The organism is Parasphingorhabdus sp., assembly GCF_048269915.1.
Taxonomy (GTDB): domain Bacteria; phylum Pseudomonadota; class Alphaproteobacteria; order Sphingomonadales; family Sphingomonadaceae; genus Parasphingorhabdus.
Genome location: NZ_JBLWTY010000003.1, coordinates 216176 through 234983, shown reverse-complemented (window position 1 = coordinate 234983; position 18808 = coordinate 216176). Strand labels below are relative to the sequence as shown.

Sequence of the window (18808 nt, the reverse complement as noted above, 5' to 3'; positions counted from 1 at the left end):
CTGCCGCCGCTAATAGATACCACCTTCGGCCTCAAGGAATTCATCATCATTTTGCGCCGGACCACGATTCCGATTGGCTTCCCGCGCCCGGGCCGCGGCCGCTTCCCGTTCCGCGATCAGCTGTGCCTTGCGGGCCTCCAGCCGGGCCAGCAATTCTTCCTTGCGGATAGACCGGCGAGGTTCGGTTTCCGGCTTGAAAACATCCCAGATCACAGCGGATTTTGGATCATCCGTCGGCCACCCGCCATAGACGCGCTTACCGGTCTTGCGGTCGACACGAACCATGCGGACGCCTTTCGGCGCGACAAATGGCGTTTTCGGCATGCCCGCCATCGCCCTTTCGGCAAAGCGCCGGAAGACCGGCGCGGCCAGAGTGCCGCCCTGGGCATAGCTGCCCATGTTCCGGGGCTGATCATAGCCGAGATAGACGCCGGCAACCATGTCGGGCGAACCACCGACGAACCAGACATTGGTCGGGCCGCTGGTCGTACCGGTCTTGCCGAACAGCGGTCGATCAAGACTTTTTAGATTTTGCGCGGTACCGCGCGTAATCACACCCTGTAATATATCGATCATCTGATAGGCCGTCATCGGATCCATCAACTGCTTTCCTGCGGGACGCGGACGCGGCATTGGTTGGCCATCCCAGTCGCGCAAATTGCAATTTTCACAGACACGCTTGTCGGCACGGAAGATAACCTTGCCCTTACGATTCTGGACGAAGTCGATCACCGTGGGCTGTAACTCTCGGCCATGGTTGGCGAGCATGGAATAGGCATTGGTCAGCTTCATCACGGTGGTATCACCCGCCCCGAGAGCAAAGGCGAGATAAGGCTTATAATCCCCTATCCCCATGGTCTTGATCGTCTTCACGACGTTTTCCATGCCGGCATCATTGGCCGCGCGCACGGTCATCAGGTTGCGCGATTGTTCGACACCCCAGCGCAAAGTCTGTTCCCCTGCACCTCTGGAATTTCCGAAATTCTGGAAGCATTTGCGACCGAGTGATGCCGATTGATAAACGCAGAAAGGAGCGTCTGCGATCAGGGTTGCCGGGGTCATGCCATGTTCCAGCGCGGTTGCGTAAACGAAGGGCTTGATCGTCGAGCCCGGCTGGCGCTCCGCCTGGGTCGCCCGGTTGAAAGAACTCATCCGATCATCAAAGCCGCCCTGCATCGCCCATATCCGGCCATTGCGCGGATTTTGGACGACCATGCCGCCGGATACCTCCGGAACATTTTCAAGCCGGTAGTTGCTGCCACCCGCTGGACTGACAGCGATAATATCTCCGGCTTTCAGTGCGCCTGGAATGGAATTTATGCGCCCGGTGGTACCGTCCGTGAATCCGATTTCCGCACCACCACCGGCAAGCCGTATGGCAACGGCAATCCGCCAATTTGCATAGTCCGTATTGATGAACGTGGAAGCAAGCCGCTGGGGCCATTGCTCGTCGATCTCGATCTTGTTGATCGGACCACTCCAGCCCTTCCCGCTGCTATAGCGGAGCAAACCACCGCGCAGGGCATCCTTGGCATATTCCTGCAATTCCGGATTCAGCGACGTGCGCACCCACAGGCCGCCGGAATAAACGCTATAGGGGCCCGCCTTCTCATTCTCGCCAAATTGCTCGATCAGCTGGCGACGCACTTCCTCGATAAAATAGCCACCGACCCGTTCGTAGCGAGGGCCGGTCCGGGAAATGGTCCCGAGCGGCTGTGCCGATGCTGCCTGATATTGCGCAGCTGTGATCCAGCCATTGTCGCGCATTCCGCCCAGCACCCAGTTGCGACGGCTGATTGCGCGCTGTTCGTGCACTTCAGGACGATAGTTGGAGGGGCCCTTGGGCAGGATCGCCAGATAGGCGATTTCGTGCAAGGCGAGCGCATCGACATCCTTGCCAAAATAGGCTTGTGCAGCAGCTTGCACCCCATAAGCATTGCGACCGAGGAATATCTGATTGAGATAGAGCTCAAGAATTTCCTCCTTGGTCAGCACATCCTCTATGCGGTAAGCGAGTATCGCTTCGCGCACCTTTCGCCGATAGGACACCTCGCTGCTTAGGAGCAGGTTTTTTGCAACTTGCTGGGTGATGGTGGAAGCCCCGATGGGTCTCCCACTGTTGGTTATATTGCTCACGATGGCGGTTGCAATACCGGGATAATCCAGTCCGCCATGTTCAAAAAAGGTACGGTCTTCAGCCGCAAGATAGGCCCGCACCAGAAGCGCCGGATATTCCGAAAATTCAAGCTGTACGCGCCGTTCCCGGGCATAGCTATGCACTGGTTCTCCATCATAGGCGCGCACCATTGTCGGCAAGGGTGGCTCATAGGTCCGCAAGGCCGATGCATCGGGCAGGTCCCGCGCAAATATCAGCCAGATCAACAACCAACCGAGTATGCAGAGGCCAAGAAAGGCCACAAGCAGTCGAAACCACTTTTTCTGCCAGAGATTTTCGATCCGCTCGAAAAAGCTGCCCGTGCTGCGTTCCAGCTTGTAGGCGAGGCTTTCTCCAGCCGTATCAGACGCATCATTTACCATAGGCTGCGCTATCTAAACCGCCTTGCCACCATTTTCCAGCGATTATCGATGAAAATTGCGGGCCACTTCCATGCGAAGCGGCAGGCCGAACTCACCGGACAATATTATATCAGCGCCGGGCCAATTTCCGGGCAAAATGCGATTCTATCGCGCTTGCCATACCCGAGGCAATTTTGGACCGCCCCTGGCTGGAGCTCAGAAATGCCACATCTTCCTTGTTGCTCAGATACCCGCTTTCAAACAACACCGAGGGTGTGTCCGGGGCCTTGAGGACCACGAGCGAAGCAAAACGATGCGGGTTGGTCCGGAAATTCATCTTTCGCTGCCCCTCGCGGATCAGCAATTTGGCAAAATCGGCTGATACATTCAGGGTCTCACGTTGCGTAAGATCGATCAAAATCGATGAAACATCGTGATTGGCCCCGCCGAGATTGACACCATTGATGATATTGGCGCGATTCTCGCGTGCTGCCAATTTCGCGGCTTCCCGGTCCGATGCCACTTCCGACAATGTATATACTGTCGCGCCCGAAGCATTTTGATTGCCTGCGGCATCGGCATGGATCGATATAAAAAGATCCGCGTCGAGACGCCTGGCAATGCCATATCGTTCTTCCAGGACCAGAAATTTGTCGGTATCGCGCGTCAATGCAACCCGAACCTGCCCACTGGCGACCAGTCGATCACGCAGCGCTCTGGCAATCGCAAGCACGACATTTTTCTCGTATTTTCCACCATGGGGAGAAACCGTGCCGGGGTCATGGCCGCCATGCCCCGCATCGATAACCACCAACGGTCGGTTCGCATCATTCGGCCCATATATTTTCGGCAAATCGACAGAATCACGCGGTTTGCCCAGCGGCATTTTCACGCTATAGCTTTTTTTCGGTGGTTCCGCCCGGAACTTTACGGGTGGCAAAAAGGATTTCCGCCCGGCCGCTATGCGATTCTGGCCAACGGCTTGCAGGCTCAGCTTCAAGCTTTTGCCATCATCTGAAAAACTGCCATTGGTGATCACTGCCGGTCGGTCGAGATCAAAAACGATCCGCGCGGTGTCGGGGCTATATTGTCCCTGGCGTACCGATTTGACGATACCGGTCGCATAGCCGCCCCGCCCGGCCTTGCCGCCCAATATATCTATCGCAATGCGATCCGGCCCGACGAGAGAAAAGGTCGAGGCCCCTTGCACCAGATCATCAAAGGATACGGTGATCTGGGAACCGCGGGCCTCAATCCGCTTGACCGAACCCGCCTCAGCCGGTTGGGTCATCAGCAATGCAGAAACCAGAATTGTAGCCAATGCCATGGCCTGCTTATGCATCGCGCGGCCCTTTTTGGTCCAGTCAATTTTCATATAGTCTAGCGTCCTGCCTTAACTTCAACTCACTACGCGGTGAACAAGCCATTAAGGATGCTTTCGTAATGGCGGGTAAAATGACAGGGTTAACGCAAGATTAAGCATAAATTTACGAAAAGCCGCGCGAACCGATATGTTTCTGGAAGATCACAGTTTGTGTTGCCGATCAGCGCGAGCGGTGCTAGCAAGCCTTTAGAACCAATCGGGAAGATTCCTGAGAGGGTTCGACTAAATGCCGGAAATCATTCGGCATATACCAGGTTGACGCAACATGAGGCATGACATTTCCGGCTTTGAAGCTCTCCATATGGGAAGCGCTTCCACGGGCGGAACGACTTTGGCTAACGGCCAGGGCCATGCAGTTGTTGCAGACGCATTTTTATCTGAAATATTTCAAATCAACCGGATAACGCCGCCCGCCCCTCATCAAAGGACCGCGCGCGAACACCCGTTATCCCTACCATATCGCATGGCCCCGACGGGCTCCGGCCCTCAGTGCCATGCCAGGAGACTATTGAATGACAACGCGCATGCTAATCGACGCGCGCCACCAGGAAGAAACCCGGGTGGCAGTCGTAAAAGGGAACAAAATTGAAGAATTCGACTTCGAATCTTCCGAACACAAACAACTTAAAGGCAATATTTATCTGGCAAAAGTGACGCGGGTTGAACCCTCGTTGCAGGCCGCTTTTGTGGACTATGGCGGCAACCGCCACGGTTTTCTGGCCTTTTCGGAAATCCATCCCGACTATTATCAGATTCCTACAGAGGATCGTGAACGGCTGTTGGCGGAAGAAGCCGAACATGCCGCCGAGGAAGCCGCTCTGCGCGCGCAGGAAGAGGAGGAAGAAGATTCTCCCGCCGACATGGTGCGTAGCGAAGCGACCGAAGAACTCGATACCGCACTCGTCGAAGTCGACAAGGATGACAGCGTCGACACCATTGACGTCACGGAAGGCGAAATCCCGGAAGAAGACAGTGGCGATGATGAGGATGACGACGACAGCGACACGGATGACAATGCCGATGATTCTGCTGACGAGAATGACGGCAATAAAGGCAAAGGCGGAAACCGTCGGGGCCGGGGTGGTCGCAACCGCGGGCGCGGCAAGGGCAGCATGCCGAAAGCCAGCGATCAGGCACGCCAGAAACGCATGGCTCTGCGCAAGCGGTACAAGATTCAGGATGTTATCCAGCGGCGCCAAGTTGTGCTCGTCCAGGTCGTCAAGGAAGAACGCGGCAACAAGGGCGCGGCGCTAACCACTTATCTCAGCCTCGCAGGCCGTTATTGCGTGCTGATGCCGAACACATCTCACGGTGGCGGAATTAGCCGGAAGATCAATAATGCCGGCGACCGCAAGCGACTGAAGTCGATTATCGCCGATCTGAATCTGCCCACCAGTATGGGCTGTATCGTCCGCACCGCCGGACTGTCCCGGACCAAGCCGGAAATCAAGCGCGACTTTGACTATCTCGCCCGGCTGTGGGACGAGGTTCGCGAAAAGACACTGAGCGCGACGGCACCCAGTCTGATTCACAGCGACAGCGATCTCGTCAAACGTGCGATTCGCGATATTTATAATCGCGAGATCGAGGAAGTGCTGGTCGAGGGTGCCGATGGCTATACGGCGGCGAAAAATTTCATGAAGCTGCTGATGCCAAGCCACAGCAAGCGGGTGAAAAGCTATGCCGACCCGGTTTCGCTGTTCCAGCGCTATGGTGTCGAGGACCAATTGTCTGCGATGTACTCGCCCGAAGTACAGCTGAAATCCGGTGGTTATCTGGTGATCAATCCCACCGAGGCCCTGGTGTCGATCGACATCAACTCGGGACGGTCGACGCGCGAACACGGGATCGAGGCAACGGCGGTCAAAACCAATATGGAAGCCGCCGCCGAAATCGCGCGCCAGTTGCGCCTGCGCGATATGGCCGGACTGGTGGTGATCGATTTCATTGACATGGATCGCCACGGCAATGTCCGCAAGGTCGAACGCGCGATGCGCGACGCGCTGAAAAATGATCGCGCGCGTATCCAGGTTGGGCGGATATCCAGCTTTGGCCTGATGGAAATGAGCCGCCAGCGCCTGCGCACCGGTGTGCTCGAAGCGTCGACCAAAGTCTGCCCGCATTGTGAAGGCACCGGACTGGTCCGGACGGCATCGTCCGCCGCCCTGTCTGCGCTCCGTCTGCTCGAAGAGGAAGCTGCCAAGGGCAAGGCCAGCAAGATCAGCCTGCGCACCAGCCAGGAAGCCTGTATCTACGTGCTCAACAGCAAACGTCACGAGATTGAGGATATCGAAAAGCGCTATGGCGTCTCGATCGAAATCGTTCCGGATGGAGAGACTGAAGGGGCGCGCATGGAAATTCAGGGCTCCGGTAGCCCGCCGAAGAACATGCCCAAGTTCGAACCCATTATAGATGACGACGACGATGATCACATTGAAGATGGGGAATCGGTCGAAGCCGAAGGGCGCGAAGAAGGCGGTGAACGGCCCAAGCGCAAACGGCGTCGGCGGGGCAGACGCAACCGCGGTGGCGATCGTTCGGAAGCCGGCACCTCCGAGAATGGCGGTACTGAAAGCGCCGGCGAGACAGCCGCGCAGCCAAATGAAACGGATGCCAGTGAACAGGCAGAGAAACCGAAGCCTCGCTCGCGCCGCAACAGCGCCCGCAAGACCGAGGATGCTGCGGTTGCTGCCAGTGAAAATGGCGGCGAAGAAAAGCCAGCAGCAGAAGCCAAACCACGCGGCCGCAGACGTTCTTCCAAAAGCGAAGCCGAGCAGCCAGAAGCAAGCCCGGAAGCAAGTAAGGCACCGGACGCCGAAGCGACTGAGGAAAAGCCCAAACGGCGCCGGGCACCGCGAAAGGCGAAGGAACCCGTCACAAAAGAACCGGCAGCAAAGACGACGGCGAAATCCGATGCAGCCAGTGCGGATGAAAAGCCACCGGTGAAAAAAGCACCGAGGACGCGTGCCAAGAAGGCCGATAGTGCCGAAACAGCGGACAAAGCTGCGCCAAAAGAAGCCCCGAAAGCGGCAAAGGAAAAGGCACCGGCCAAACCGCGCAAGCCAAGAGCAACCGCCAAGCCCAAAGAGGAAGCCGCAGCCAAGAAAGCTGACAGCGACGCCACGGAATCCAGCGATGGTGCACCGCGCCAGGGTTGGTGGCAGCGGACTTTCGGATAATGGAATATAGCGCTCCCGCCCCATCGTGTCGGGCGGGAGCGCGATTATTTTCATCCGCGGTTCAGGCACATGATGCCAAGGGGGAAGGCTGTAACCGGACTTTCATGCTGAGGAATTTCATGCGCAATATTCTTGCTGTTCCATTTCCCCGCATCGGCGCTGCTGCCGTCGGCCGGTTGACCCGTTTCATGGTTGCGTTTTTGACGATGGTTTCGATCATCGTGCAGCCCGTTGCCGCCCAATCCATTTTACGCGATGCCGAGACCGAGGCTCTGTTCACCGATATGGTGGCGCCGCTGGTGGCAGCATCCGAGCTGGATGCCGACGAGGTCGAGGTCATCCTGATCAATGATAGTCAGATCAATGCCTTTGTCGCCGGAGGTCAACGCATATTTTTCTATTCCGGTCTGATCGAAAAAGCCGACAGCGCGAACGAGGTCCAGGGCGTTATGGCGCATGAACTGGGACATATTACCGGTGGACATGCGATCCGGTTCGACGAAGGCGTCAAAACCGCAACCGGAATTACCATTCTTAGCCTGGTCCTTGGTGCTGCGGCAATTGCCGCCGGGGCGGGCGATGCCGGCATGGGTATATTGGCTGCCGGCCAGCAAGCAGCAATGGGTAAATTCCTGGCGTTCAGCCGGGTGCAGGAGCGATCGGCTGATTCTGCGGGCGCCCGCTATCTGGCCGGAGCCGGCATTTCCGGCAAAGGCTCAATCGATTTTTTCAAGAAATTGCAGAATTACGAATTCCGCCTCGGCATCCCGCAAGAGGATAGCTATGGCCGCACCCACCCCTTGTCCGGTGAACGCGTCAGCCTGCTGCGCGAGGTTTATCAGGCGGACCCAGCCTGGAACAAACCATCCGACCCGACAATCGAGGCGCGGTTCCAGCGCGTCAAGGCGAAGCTTCTCGGTTTTACCGCCGAACCAACGGTGACCCTTCGCGAATATCCCGAAAGCGACCAGTCAGTCCCTGCCCGCTATGCCCGGGCCTATGCCTGGCACAAGAGCGCCTATCCCGACCGGGCATTATACGAAGTCAACAACCTGCTCAAATCTGCGCCCGACGATCCTTATTTCCTGGAATTACAGGGTCAGATTCTTCTCGAATCCGGCAAGCCGGACGAAGCGCTGAGATCGTTGCGCAAGGCCGTGCAACTGACCAACAACCAGCCGCTGATCGCCAGTCTGTTCGGTCATGCCCTGATTGCCACCGAAGACCCGGAATATTTTGACGAGGCCACACAGGTTTTGAAAGCCGCGGTGAACAAGGATAATCGCAATCCCTTTGCTTGGTACCAACTGGGCGTGGTCTATTCGCAACAGGGCGATATGCCCCGCGCACAGCTGGCCACTGCGGAAAGCTCCCTGCTGGAAGGCAATTATGCCAGTGCCATTCGCAGTTCGCAAATCGCCATGACCGGAATTGCGGAAAACACCCCTGACTGGATCAGGGCTCAGGATATATCGTTTATCGCCAAGGCTGAATTTGAAAAGAACAGCCGCCGTCGCTGAACGGTGCAAGGCTGGTCGGGGCCATTTAGGCTAGACAAGCACGAGCGCTACCGCCAATGCCATGCTCCAACGAAAGAACCGGATTGTGAACGACGTTTCAAACAGAAAGTGGATGATTATGGCAGGTGGCGGGCTAGCCATAGCGGCGGCATTAGGGGTTTGGTTCTGGCAAGCCGGCAGCAGTTACTCGACCGAAGCGGCAAGCGATGCGGCGCGGGCGGCGGGTATCAACGCGCAGGAACAAAAAGCCATTGAGGCGATCGTGCGCGACTATATCCTGAAAAATCCGGAAATCATTCCCGAAGCGGTGGAAATTTTGCAGGGTCGCCAGAAAACATCCGCCATTGATTCCGTGCGCGCGCAAATCGAGGCTCCCTTTGCCGGCACCGCATTTGCCGGCAATCCCAATGGCGATGTGATTGTCGTCGAATATTCCGACTTCAACTGCCCCTATTGCAAGCAGACCGAGCGCGATATTGCCAAGGTGATTGCGGAAGACAAGAATGTGAAAGTCGTGTTCCGCGAGCTCCCGATCCTCAGCGAGGCCAGCAATGACGCCGCGCTGATGGCTCTGGCCGCTGCGAAACAGGGCAAATATTATGCATTTCACAAAACCATGTTCGCCACCGGTCGCCCGACCCCTTCAACGATCCAGGCTGCAGCCAATGAAGTCGGCCTCGACATGGCGGCTGCGCGGGCCTTTATCGCCTCACCCGAAGCCAAGCGCGAAATCGAGAATAATATAGCCATCGCGCAGCAAATGCGCTTCACTGGCACCCCCGCCTGGGTGGTCGGCAATCAGTCAGAAGTTGGCGCAATCGGCTATGATGGTCTGAAAGAAATGATCGCCAAGGCGCGCGAAGCCGATTAACCCGCTTCCGTTCCGCCTTTGAATCCCTGGGCAATCACATACCATTCGGAAGACCCTTTGCGACTTGCTGGCGGCTTGGCATGTTTCACAACGTCAAAATGCTTTTTGAGCAGGGTCAACAGCTCGTTGTCGGTTCCGCCGGCGAGCACCTTGGCGACAAAGGCTCCGCCCTTTTGCAGATTATCAACCGCAAAATAGGCACCCGCCTCGACCAGTCCCATCGTCCGCAAATGATCGGTCTGCTGATGACCAACGGTATTGGCGGCCATATCGGATAGCACGAGGTCCGGTTTGCTGCCGAGCGCCTCCATCAACATGTCCGGGGCGGCGTCGTCCATGAAGTCCATCTGGAAAATCGTGACTCCGTCGATTGGATCGACTTCAAGCAGATCAATCCCGACAATCGCGGCCTTCGGCGCATATTTGCGCACCACCTGGGCCCAGCCGCCAGGCGCAATGCCGAGATCGACCACCGCTTTCGCCTTGCGCACGAGTTTGAACCGTTCGTCCAGTTCGAGCAATTTATAGGCCGCGCGCGAACGATAGCCCTCGGCCTTCGCCTGCTTGACATAGGGATCGTTCAGCTGCCGTTCGAGCCAACGGGTGGAACCGATTTTCCGACCCTTCGCGGTTTTCACGCGCTGCTTGCCCCCGGATCGTCCCCGGCTCATTGGTGGGGTTGCCGTTCGTTGGACGACATCAGCGAACGCAATATGCCTTCGCGGATACCGCGATCCGCCACACCCACACGGCTGGCCGGCCAGATATCAAGGATCGATTCCAATATTGCGCAACCACCGACCACCAAATCGGCGCGTTCGCGTCCGATACAGGGAATATCCGCCCGTTCTTCCGGCGAAGCATCAGCGAGCATGGCGCTGATTTCGCGCATTGAATCCGCTGGTACGATCAGGCCGTCGATCACCTTGCGATCATATTGGGGCAACTTGAGATGCAGACTGGCCAGGGTAGTTACCGTGCCGCTGGTTCCCAGCAAGCGGTAGTCGCACTGATCCATCCGTGGCAAGCGAGCGGCAAAGCTCGAGAAACTGTTAGCGACGCGCGCGCGCATAGCCGCGAACGCCTCTCGACGGGCAATCGGATCATTGCCATCGAATTTCTCGCTTTCGGTCAGCGAGACGACGCCCCAGGGCGCGCTCTGCCAGTCGATAATCTCGGGTGCTGAACCGCTTGTATCGACCAGTACGAGTTCCGTCGAACCACCGCCTATGTCAAAAATAAGCGCCGGCCCTTCGCCAGGTTCGAGCAATATCTGACAACCGAGCACTGCCAGCCGCGCCTCTTCTTCGGCAGTGATCACGTCTAGCGCAATGCCCGTTTCACGCCGGACACGATCGATAAACTTGTCCCCGTTGCTGGCACGCCGGCAAGCCTCTGTAGCTACCGACCGCGCAAGCGTCACATTGCGACGCCGCAACTTGTCCGCGCATATTGAAAGGGCAGCGACCGCTCTGTCCATTGCCCGGTTGCTGATCCGGCCGGTTTCGACCAGTCCTTCGCCCAGCCGAACGACCCGCGAGAAGGCATCAGTGACGATGAAGCCGTCTGACGATGGCTTTGCGACCAGCAGCCGACAGTTATTGGTGCCCAAATCTATCGCGGCATAGGACCGCAATTTGGGCCAACGCCCGGCAACAGAATTTGCAGGAGGCGCAGCTCGACTCTGACCTTTATGTGTCGCCGCATGTCGCGGGCGGGGTTTCCTTGCGGATGATCCGCCGTTTGCATTTTGCGGCGATGGGGACGCTTGATCCGCCATGACCGTACTCTTATGTTCTCCGGATCGGATAATACCGCCGGTACTTGCCAGCGAAGATAACGCTGCAACGCCTGTGACGCAAGGGCCGCTAAGCCTGACGAACGGAAAATATAAGGTGGAGGCGCAAAATTCGTCCCGCCGAGCTTGTCCGATCTGAAGATTGTCCGGCCTCTGACCAACGGTAATTTTCTGCGCGGTCAACGGCAATGGTAACAATGGATGCAAATTGCTCAAATCGTTGGCCATCTAAAGTCTACCAAAAGGCTTGACCCCACGCCGCTCCCTGCCTATTGCCGCGCACCGGCACTCCCCTGTCGTATAATGGTAATACCACGGACTCTGACTCCGTTAATTGAGGTTCGAATCCTCACGGGGGATCCAATAATTATCTTTCGTTCTCCAGCCGTTGACCCGCGCGTCATAATCGACTGAATTACCATGACATTTTTGGGGCAAGCCCGACATGCCCTCCGTTAGCGAGCGAAACAGGGAATACTGGTGGGTTGCGAGGTTATTCATGTCCCCGAACCGGTCGCGGATTACCGATTCTATTCCGCTTCGGCACTCTGGTCATATTTAAGCTCAAGATAACGGCCCCGGATCGAAAGATTGTCGATATCCCCCTTGGCAATTTGCTGTGTGACTCCGGAAATCTCCTTTTCGATCAGCGACAGACCGCCGATCAGCTGCTCGTCGGGTGACTTGCCGCTGTCCGTGGCCTTGCTGCGCATCGAAACGGGGATTGCCCGATAGCCGTTTATCAACTCCGGCAGATGTTCGCCGACCAGCTTGCGCACTTCATAGGCCGCCGCATCACCTTCGTTGAGCTTCTGTAGCTGTGGCGACAGCATATCGAGCTGGACACCGATGCCATTGACGATCTGAACCGCTGGTGGCGGTAGCGCTGGTCGCTGATTTTCCAGCCATATTTCCGTCTTTCCGGCCAAAGATTTCAGATCGGACTTTACGATCGTCTCCGGCGTCGGAATTTTCATTTTCGGGAATTTCATCGAAGCCCAGATACCGCCGCCAATCAAGGCCGCGGAAATCATCACGCCCCAGAAACCAATGCCGCTCAATATCCCGCCGATGATACTGGCACCAACCAGCACACCTGCTGTCCACAAGGCTGCACGGCCCAGTTTCTTGAAAAAATGGCCGCGTTTCAGCTGATGCGAGCGATTGCCGATCGAGCGGCGATATTGCGAATCCCGCAACGCGCGCGTGGCCCCGTCCAGAATTTCCTGATTGGTTTCGGGCACCCGCTTCTAGTCCTCCAGAGCCGACAAGGGATTTTCGGATGGCGCTTCGAGTTGCGCCTTGGCCTGGCCTTCGGACCGGGCAATATAGCCTTTCGATTTCTCGATCTCGCCGGACAGGCTGTTGACTGTCGCCTTCATATTTTCCAGCGCCTTCAGCTTGAACGTGTCGATATTGTCCATCGTGTCATAGACATTCTGGAAGGCGCGCTGCAGCGTCTCGAGAGGAATGGTCGACGATGCGGCCTGCTCGTGGATCTGGCCGGTCTGGTTTTTCAGCATCTCGCTGGTGCTGTCGATCACGCCTGCGGTGGTGGTGTTGAGCGCGGTGATCTGGTCAAGAACCAGCTTCTGGTTCGTCAAAGCCTGCGCCACGGTGACACCGGTGCGCAAGGCGCCCACGGTGGTCGTACTCGCCCGGTCGACACCCTTGACCAGTTCGACATTGTTGCGCTTCACCAGATCGAGCGCGAGATAGCCCTGCACCGTGACCGCCATCTGGGTCAGCAGATCCTGCGTCCGTTGGCGGACATAGAAAAGCGCGCTTTCGCGGATCGCCTTGGCCTTGGCCGGATCGGTTGCGTCCAGTTCAGCCGCTTTGTCTTCCAGCCGCTGGTCCATGACCTTGGAAACGTGAATCATCTGCTCGAGCCGGCCCATCGCCGCCCAGAGATTCTTGCGTTCGACATCAATCGCCGCATTGTCCATCAGCAATTCATCCTTGCCCGACCGCAGCCGATCGAGGATCGAGCCAATATGGCCCTGGGCGCTTTTATAGCCGTCAAAATAATTGCGTAACTTGTTGCCAAAGGGGATGATCCCGAAAATCTTTTTCCTGGCGGTCAGATTGCCGCGCTTGCCTGGATCGAGATCCTCGACCGTGCGGCGCAACTCCGCGAGATCGGCGCCAATGCCGCTCTCTTCGTCCATCGACCGGATCGGCCGATCAAGAAAGCGGTTGGACTGCCCTGCCGCCTCGGCGATTTCCTTGCGGCCCATATTGGTAATCTGATCGACCTTCTTGCCAAATTCCGGGCTGTTCTCGTCCTGCGCGATCAGGTCCGCGATAAAACCGTCAACTTTTTCTTCCAGCTTGGACTTTATTTCGTCGCCAACGGGCACCAGACCGGAGGCCTTTTCGGGTGCTACGGCAGCCACTGGCTCGGGCGGGGTCAATTTCAGGTCTTCGGTCGCGGTGATTGTTTCGGTCGCCATGCTGCTTCGCCTCCCTGCCCCGGCACCAGTGCGGGGCTTTCTCTCTAAATGGATGCAAATGTCCCGCTTTTCAAGCGTTTCAAGAGCTGTATTAGTAAAATAATACAGTTTTTGCAAATCCGCGCAACAGGCTTCCAACCATTCCAGTTGCCGGAGTGCCTATTCTCCGAGTGTTTCGACCACCTGCGGCGCTATTTTCCCGACGATGATATCAATGCCTTCAGCGGTCGGGTGAATGCCATCGGGCAGGAAAAGATCGGGGTGACCAACCACACCGTCCATGAAAAACGGGTAGAGCGCGACACCATATTTTCTGGCGAGCGCCGGATAGATGACATTAAATTCATCACTGAACGCGGCTCCGAGATTGGGCGGAGCCAGCATGCCGGTCAGCATCACGGGAATGTCGCGCTCATCCAGCTTCTTGACCATCGCTTCCAGATTGGCCCGTGTATCCGCGGGTTTCAGCCCCCGCAGCATGTCGTTGCCGCCGAGGCCCAATATCACCAGATCCGGCTTTTTCGGCAAACTGTCGATGACAAAATCCAGCCGCCGCAATCCGGCCGCGGTCGTGTCGCCGGACACACCCGCATTGTGAACTCGGACATCCTTGCCCGTTGCCGTTAGCGCTGCCTGCAGTTCAGGCGCAAAGCCCTCTTTCTGGTCAAGACCATAGCCTGCATAGAGACTGTCGCCGAACGCTACGATCAGGATATCCGGCTCTTTGGCTTCGGCCGTCTGATCATTGCTCGTTGCCGCAACAGGTTGCTGCTTGTCAGTGGTGGTGGCTGTTTCATCGACCGGCGCTGGACCGCACGCGATCAAAAGTTGCAGAAAGCCCAGTGTGAAGCCATATAAGAACAAATTCTTCAACATCGGATATCCTTACCCCCATGATCCAAAAAACCGCCGCATCGAGCGACGCCGCCGTCGTTGTACCCCATATTGCTATTGCAGCCCGGAATGTCACCCTGTCTTTGGGGGAAGGCGATGCGCGGGTAGATATTCTGCGCGGGATCGACCTGTCGATCGAGGCAGGCAAGACGGTCGCGTTGCTTGGACCCTCGGGTTCGGGCAAATCGTCCTTGATGGCCATATTGTCGGGCCTGGAACGGGCCAGCGGCGGTGAAGTGAATATTGCTGGCGCAGACTTCGGAACAATGAACGAGGATCAACTGGCCGTGGCCCGGCGCGGCCGGGTCGGCATCGTGCTACAGGCTTTTCACCTGCTACCGACGATGACTGCGCTGGAAAATGTTGCGGTGCCGCTGGAACTGGATGGCCAGCCAAAACCGTTCGTAATTGCGGCACAAGAGCTTGAGGCTGTGGGTCTTGGTAACCGGCTGGGTCATTATCCGGCCCAGCTTTCCGGCGGCGAGCAACAGCGCGTTGCAATAGCCCGAGCCATGGCGTCCCGACCATCGATCATCTTTGCCGATGAACCAACCGGCAATCTCGACGGTGCAACCGGCGAGAAAATCATCAGCCTGTTATTCGACCGCCAGAAAGCGACGGCGGCAACCTTGTTGATCATCACCCATGATCCAGAACTGGCCAAGCGCTGCGACCGTATTATTGAATTGCGTGACGGTCTGATCGAACGGGACAGCGCCACATGAGCAGGGATTTCGGCAAGGCGTGGACGATTGCGCGGCGCGATTTGCGCGGGCGCTTTATCGGATTGCGCCTGCTGATCATCTGCCTGTTTCTCGGCGTCGCCACTTTGGCGGCGATCGGCAGCCTGACCAATGCGATCACCGAAGAACTGGCCAATCGCGGTCAGGCCATATTGGGCGGCGATATCGAGATTGCCGTTGCCCAGCGCGAGGCGACCAACGAAGAGCTGGCGGCGCTGAAGAGAGCCGGCACGCTATCCGAGACATTGCGGATGCAGGCTATGGCACGGCTGCCCGACGGCAGCGACACGCAACTGGTCGAGTTGAAAGGCGTAGACAATGGCTATCCACTCTATGGCAAGTTCACGCTGGAAGGCGGACAATCGGTCCGCGCGCCGGACGCACAGGAAATCTACGTCACCCCAGCCCTGATGCAGCGCCTGTCGCTGGCCATCGGCGATCCGATATCCTTTGGCGAGGCCAGCTTCACCATGTCCGGCGTCATTGCCGAGGAACCAGACCGGCTCAGCGAAGGCCTGTCGCTGGGACCAGTAGCGATCACTTCGCTCGACGGCTTGCGCAGGACCGAGCTGATCCAGCCGGGCAGCCTGTTCGAAAGCAAATATCGCCTCAAACTCCCCGTCACCGCCGACCCGCGGGTGATCGGTGACCGGCTGGTCGAACAATTTCCCAATGCTGCATGGGAAGTGAAAACCCGCGACGACGGCGCGCCGAGCACCAGGCGGTTCATCGAGCGGATGGGGCAATTCCTGACCCTGGTCGGCCTTGCTTCGCTGGTCATCGCCGGCATCGGCGTCGGCAACGGCGTCGCCTCCTATCTGCGCGGCAAGCAGGGTGCGATTGCGACGCTCAAGATACTCGGCGCGGACAGCCCGATGATCTTTCGCATCTACCTGTTCCAGATCATGACCGTGGCCCTGGGCGCGATTGTCTTTGGCCTTGCGGTTGGTGCGATAGCGCCGCTGGCGATCATCCGGATTGCGGGTGACGTGTTGCCGATCAAACCGGAATTCGCCATTTATCCACTGCCCCTGCTGGTCAGCGCGCTATACGGATTGCTGATTGCGATAATCTTTGCCTTGCCTCCCTTGTCGCGAGCCAAAATGGTTCCGGCAGCGGGGATCATCCGGGGCGAAAGCCGCTCCTGGCGTCAGGTCGACCGCCAGAGCTGGATTGGCGTCGGGCTGGCGATTGCCGCGATATTGGCACTGGCTATCGGCACCGCCAACGAACCGCTTTTTTCCGCTTCGTTCATCGGTGCGGCGACGGGCATTTTACTGCTGCTCACCGGACTGGGGGCGCTGATCGGCTGGTTGGCGAGCAAGGCTCCGCGGCCAAAACAGCCCTTGCTGCGACTGGCCCTGACCAGCCTGCACCGGCCGGGCGCACAGACCGGACAGCTGGTGGTGGCGCTGGGGCTGGGCCTGACCTTATTTGCTACATTGGCCGCGATCCAGACCAGCCTGAACAATGAAATCCGATCCACCGTTCCGCGCGATGCCCCCAGCTTTTTCGTGCTGGACATACCGGTTGAACGGGCGGACGAATTTCGCGCCAAAGTGACAAAAACGTCCGCTGATGCGGAAATCAACATCGTCCCGACCCTGCGCGGCATCATCACCGAATTTGGCGGCCAGCGGGTGTCGGAACTGGAGAATATTCCCGAAGGCGCCTGGGTGCTGCGCGGCGATCGTGGCCTGACCTACAGCAGCACCATCCCGGAAGGCAGCGAAATCGTGGCGGGGAAATGGTGGGATGCCGATTATGACGGGCCACCGCTGGTTTCGGTCGACGAGCAACAGGGCGCAGCGCTTGGCCTGAATATCGGAGATAGTCTGACAATCAGCCTGCTTGGCGTTGAAATTCCAGCAAAAGTTTCCTCCTTCCGTAAAGTGAACTGGCGCAATTTCGGATTCAACTATGTGCTGGTCTTCCCGCCCAGCGTGCTGGCTGATGTACCGCATAATGTTGCCGCAACCATCCAGATCGACCCGGCCAAGGAAGACCGGCTGCTCGGCATTTTGCCGAAAGAATTTCCGTCCATCTCGATGGTCAAGGTCAAGGAAATCGCCTCCCAGATCGGCGAAATACTCGACCAGATGGCGACCGCCATTGCCGCCGCCGCCTCGATCGCGATATTCTCCGGTATCGCGGTGCTGATCGGCGCCATTGCGGCCTCCCGTCAGGCGCGCGTCTATGACAGCGTAATCCTGAAGCTGCTCGGCTCGACCCGGGCGCAAATATTATCGGTTCAGGCAATCGAATATGCGTTGCTGGCCTTTCTATTGTCGCTGGTCGCCCTGGGCGTGGGACTGTTTGCTGGCTGGTTCGTGGTCACCCAGATTTTCGAATTCACCTGGCAGCCGGACTATGGCGTCGTGCTGCTGACCTTGGGTATCGGCGCTATTGTGACGCTGGGGATCGGATTGCTGGGATCTATCCCCGTCCTGTCCGCCAAACCGGCACGGGCGCTGCGCGAGCTTTAATCCTTCGCCAGATGCACCGCCAGTGGTGCGGACAGGAACAGTTGCGCGAGATGGTAGAAAATCAGCGGCAGGATCACCAGACCGGCGCGCTCGGGCGAGAAAATTATGGCTGCGAGTGGCGCGCCAATGGCAACGCTCTTTTGCGCGCCCGAGAATAGCAGGGTCTTGCGGTCGCCTCTTGCAAAATCCAGCCAACCGCCAAGTAACCATGTACCGCCAAAAGCCGCGCCCAGCCAAGCGAGCAGGGCCGCCGCCAACCAGAGAAATTCGGTGCCGCTGACCCGACTCCACATACCCGCGATGATCGCGGCGGAAAAGCTGACATAGACCGCCAGCGCGATCGCACCCCGGTCGATCCAGCCGGTCAGATCCTTATACCGCATTACCCATGGCCGCAGCCAGGGTTGGAAAATCTGCCCGAGCACAAAGGGCAGCAGCAGGATCGAAGCCAGCTTGACGATCGTATCCGTCGTGATTTCGACCCCTGCGGCGCTGGCGAGCAACGCAAACAAGAGCGGCGACAGCACGACCCCAACGAGATTGATAAACGCGCTCGCCACAACCGAGGCCGCGACATTGCCCCGCGCGATCGCACAATAGCTGGTCGCCGACTGGACCGTGGACGGCAATGTGCCGAGAAACAGAAAACCCAGCGCGACATCGGCGGGAAGCAGCTGGTCCACTGCTTTCGACAGCAGCAGCCCAGCGGCCAGCATCACCCCGAACACCCAGAAAAAGATCGTGGCCTGCAGCCGGATATTGCCCAGCCCGGCGCGCACTTCATGCCGTTCCAGCCGAATGCCGTGGAGCAGGAAAACACAGAAAATACCCGCGTTGAACAGGATCGCGGCGATTTCCTTCGCCTGCCCCTGAACGGGCACCAGCGTCGCCAGCAACACTGCTCCGCTGAGCAGCCAGATGAATTTGTCGGTGAGGATCAGGCGGAGGGTTTGCATCTGG

13 protein-coding genes and 1 tRNA gene are annotated in these 18808 nt (G+C 57.9%); 6 read left to right on the top strand and 8 right to left on the bottom strand.

Annotated features, from left to right (window positions below; all coding sequences use genetic code 11):
* Window positions 1–9 precede the first annotated feature (9 nt).
* Together ACN0WX_RS09610 and ACN0WX_RS09605 are read right to left on the bottom strand one after the other, a co-directional pair.
* Window positions 10–2538: a penicillin-binding protein 1A gene (locus ACN0WX_RS09610; protein ID WP_417622095.1), complete on the bottom strand. Its 2529-nt coding sequence runs from the start codon at window positions 2536–2538 to the stop codon at window positions 10–12.
* 109 nt (window positions 2539–2647) lie between these two features.
* On the bottom strand, window positions 2648–3892 hold the full coding sequence (locus ACN0WX_RS09605) for an N-acetylmuramoyl-L-alanine amidase (protein WP_417622094.1): 1245 nt from the start codon (window positions 3890–3892) through the stop codon (window positions 2648–2650).
* 521 nt (window positions 3893–4413) lie between these two features.
* On the opposite strand from ACN0WX_RS09605, the gene ACN0WX_RS09600 reads away from it, so the two are divergent.
* From ACN0WX_RS09600 to ACN0WX_RS09590, 3 genes are all read left to right on the top strand, one after another.
* On the top strand, window positions 4414–7080 hold the full coding sequence (locus ACN0WX_RS09600) for an Rne/Rng family ribonuclease (RefSeq protein ID WP_417622093.1): 2667 nt from the start codon (window positions 4414–4416) through the stop codon (window positions 7078–7080).
* 119 nt (window positions 7081–7199) lie between these two features.
* On the top strand, window positions 7200–8600 hold the full coding sequence (locus ACN0WX_RS09595; protein ID WP_417622092.1) for a M48 family metalloprotease: 1401 nt from the start codon (window positions 7200–7202) through the stop codon (window positions 8598–8600).
* 85 nt (window positions 8601–8685) lie between these two features.
* Window positions 8686–9471, top strand: a complete 786-nt coding sequence (locus ACN0WX_RS09590) for a DsbA family protein (RefSeq protein WP_417622091.1) — start codon at window positions 8686–8688, stop codon at window positions 9469–9471.
* On the opposite strand, the gene ACN0WX_RS09585 is transcribed toward ACN0WX_RS09590, so the two are convergent.
* On the bottom strand, window positions 9468–10142 hold the full coding sequence (locus ACN0WX_RS09585; RefSeq protein ID WP_417622090.1) for an RlmE family RNA methyltransferase: 675 nt from the start codon (window positions 10140–10142) through the stop codon (window positions 9468–9470). The two genes, ACN0WX_RS09590 and ACN0WX_RS09585, sit on opposite strands and share 4 nt — an antisense overlap.
* Complete coding sequence (locus ACN0WX_RS09580; protein WP_417622089.1) at window positions 10139–11251, bottom strand: Ppx/GppA phosphatase family protein; 1113 nt, start codon at window positions 11249–11251, stop codon at window positions 10139–10141. Before ACN0WX_RS09580 ends, ACN0WX_RS09585 begins: the two co-directional genes overlap by 4 nt.
* A 307-nt stretch (window positions 11252–11558) precedes the next feature.
* On the opposite strand from ACN0WX_RS09580, the gene ACN0WX_RS09575 reads away from it, so the two are divergent.
* A tRNA-Gln gene (locus ACN0WX_RS09575) sits at window positions 11559–11632 on the top strand.
* A 167-nt stretch (window positions 11633–11799) separates the two neighbouring features.
* On the opposite strand, the gene ACN0WX_RS09570 is transcribed toward ACN0WX_RS09575, so the two are convergent.
* The 3 genes from ACN0WX_RS09570 to ACN0WX_RS09560 form a co-directional block, all read right to left on the bottom strand.
* Complete coding sequence (locus ACN0WX_RS09570; protein ID WP_417622088.1) at window positions 11800–12513, bottom strand: hypothetical protein; 714 nt, start codon at window positions 12511–12513, stop codon at window positions 11800–11802.
* 6 nt (window positions 12514–12519) lie between these two features.
* Entirely contained in the window at window positions 12520–13725 is a 1206-nt protein-coding gene (locus tag ACN0WX_RS09565; RefSeq protein WP_417622087.1) for a toxic anion resistance protein, read from the bottom strand.
* A 159-nt stretch (window positions 13726–13884) separates the two neighbouring features.
* Window positions 13885–14601, bottom strand: coding sequence for an arylesterase (locus tag ACN0WX_RS09560; RefSeq protein WP_417622086.1), 717 nt, complete (start codon window positions 14599–14601; stop codon window positions 13885–13887).
* A 17-nt stretch (window positions 14602–14618) separates the two neighbouring features.
* Between ACN0WX_RS09560 and ACN0WX_RS09555 the strand changes: the two genes are divergently transcribed.
* Together ACN0WX_RS09555 and ACN0WX_RS09550 are read left to right on the top strand one after the other, a co-directional pair.
* Window positions 14619–15344 (top strand): ABC transporter ATP-binding protein, encoded by a 726-nt coding sequence (locus ACN0WX_RS09555; protein WP_417622085.1) that lies wholly within the window; start codon window positions 14619–14621, stop codon window positions 15342–15344.
* Window positions 15341–17848 carry an ABC transporter permease gene (locus ACN0WX_RS09550; RefSeq protein WP_417622084.1) on the top strand — a complete coding sequence of 836 codons (2508 nt, stop codon included), beginning with the start codon at window positions 15341–15343 and terminating at the stop codon, window positions 17846–17848. Before ACN0WX_RS09555 ends, ACN0WX_RS09550 begins: the two co-directional genes overlap by 4 nt.
* Here ACN0WX_RS09550 and ACN0WX_RS09545 read toward each other — a convergent pair.
* Window positions 17845–18804 (bottom strand): bile acid:sodium symporter family protein, encoded by a 960-nt coding sequence (locus tag ACN0WX_RS09545; protein ID WP_417622083.1) that lies wholly within the window; start codon window positions 18802–18804, stop codon window positions 17845–17847. The two genes, ACN0WX_RS09550 and ACN0WX_RS09545, sit on opposite strands and share 4 nt — an antisense overlap.
* Window positions 18805–18808: the final 4 nt, after the last annotated feature.

Bases quoted from the DNA above. Each gene is read 5' to 3' on its own strand.
- ACN0WX_RS09545 (WP_417622083.1), bottom strand. From the start codon at position 18,804: ATGCAAACCCTCCGCCTGATCCTCACCGACAAATTCATCTGGCTGCTC.
- ACN0WX_RS09610 (WP_417622095.1), bottom strand. From the start codon at position 2,538: ATGGTAAATGATGCGTCTGATACGGCTGGAGAAAGCCTCGCCTACAAG.
- ACN0WX_RS09565 (WP_417622087.1), bottom strand. From the start codon at position 13,725: ATGGCGACCGAAACAATCACCGCGACCGAAGACCTGAAATTGACCCCG.
- ACN0WX_RS09580 (WP_417622089.1), bottom strand. From the start codon at position 11,251: ATGGCGGATCAAGCGTCCCCATCGCCGCAAAATGCAAACGGCGGATCA.
- ACN0WX_RS09605 (WP_417622094.1), bottom strand. From the start codon at position 3,892: ATGAAAATTGACTGGACCAAAAAGGGCCGCGCGATGCATAAGCAGGCC.
- ACN0WX_RS09550 (WP_417622084.1), top strand. From the start codon at position 15,341: ATGAGCAGGGATTTCGGCAAGGCGTGGACGATTGCGCGGCGCGATTTG.
- ACN0WX_RS09595 (WP_417622092.1), top strand. From the start codon at position 7,200: ATGCGCAATATTCTTGCTGTTCCATTTCCCCGCATCGGCGCTGCTGCC.
- ACN0WX_RS09560 (WP_417622086.1), bottom strand. From the start codon at position 14,601: ATGTTGAAGAATTTGTTCTTATATGGCTTCACACTGGGCTTTCTGCAA.
- ACN0WX_RS09555 (WP_417622085.1), top strand. From the start codon at position 14,619: ATGATCCAAAAAACCGCCGCATCGAGCGACGCCGCCGTCGTTGTACCC.
- ACN0WX_RS09585 (WP_417622090.1), bottom strand. From the start codon at position 10,142: ATGAGCCGGGGACGATCCGGGGGCAAGCAGCGCGTGAAAACCGCGAAG.
- ACN0WX_RS09600 (WP_417622093.1), top strand. From the start codon at position 4,414: ATGACAACGCGCATGCTAATCGACGCGCGCCACCAGGAAGAAACCCGG.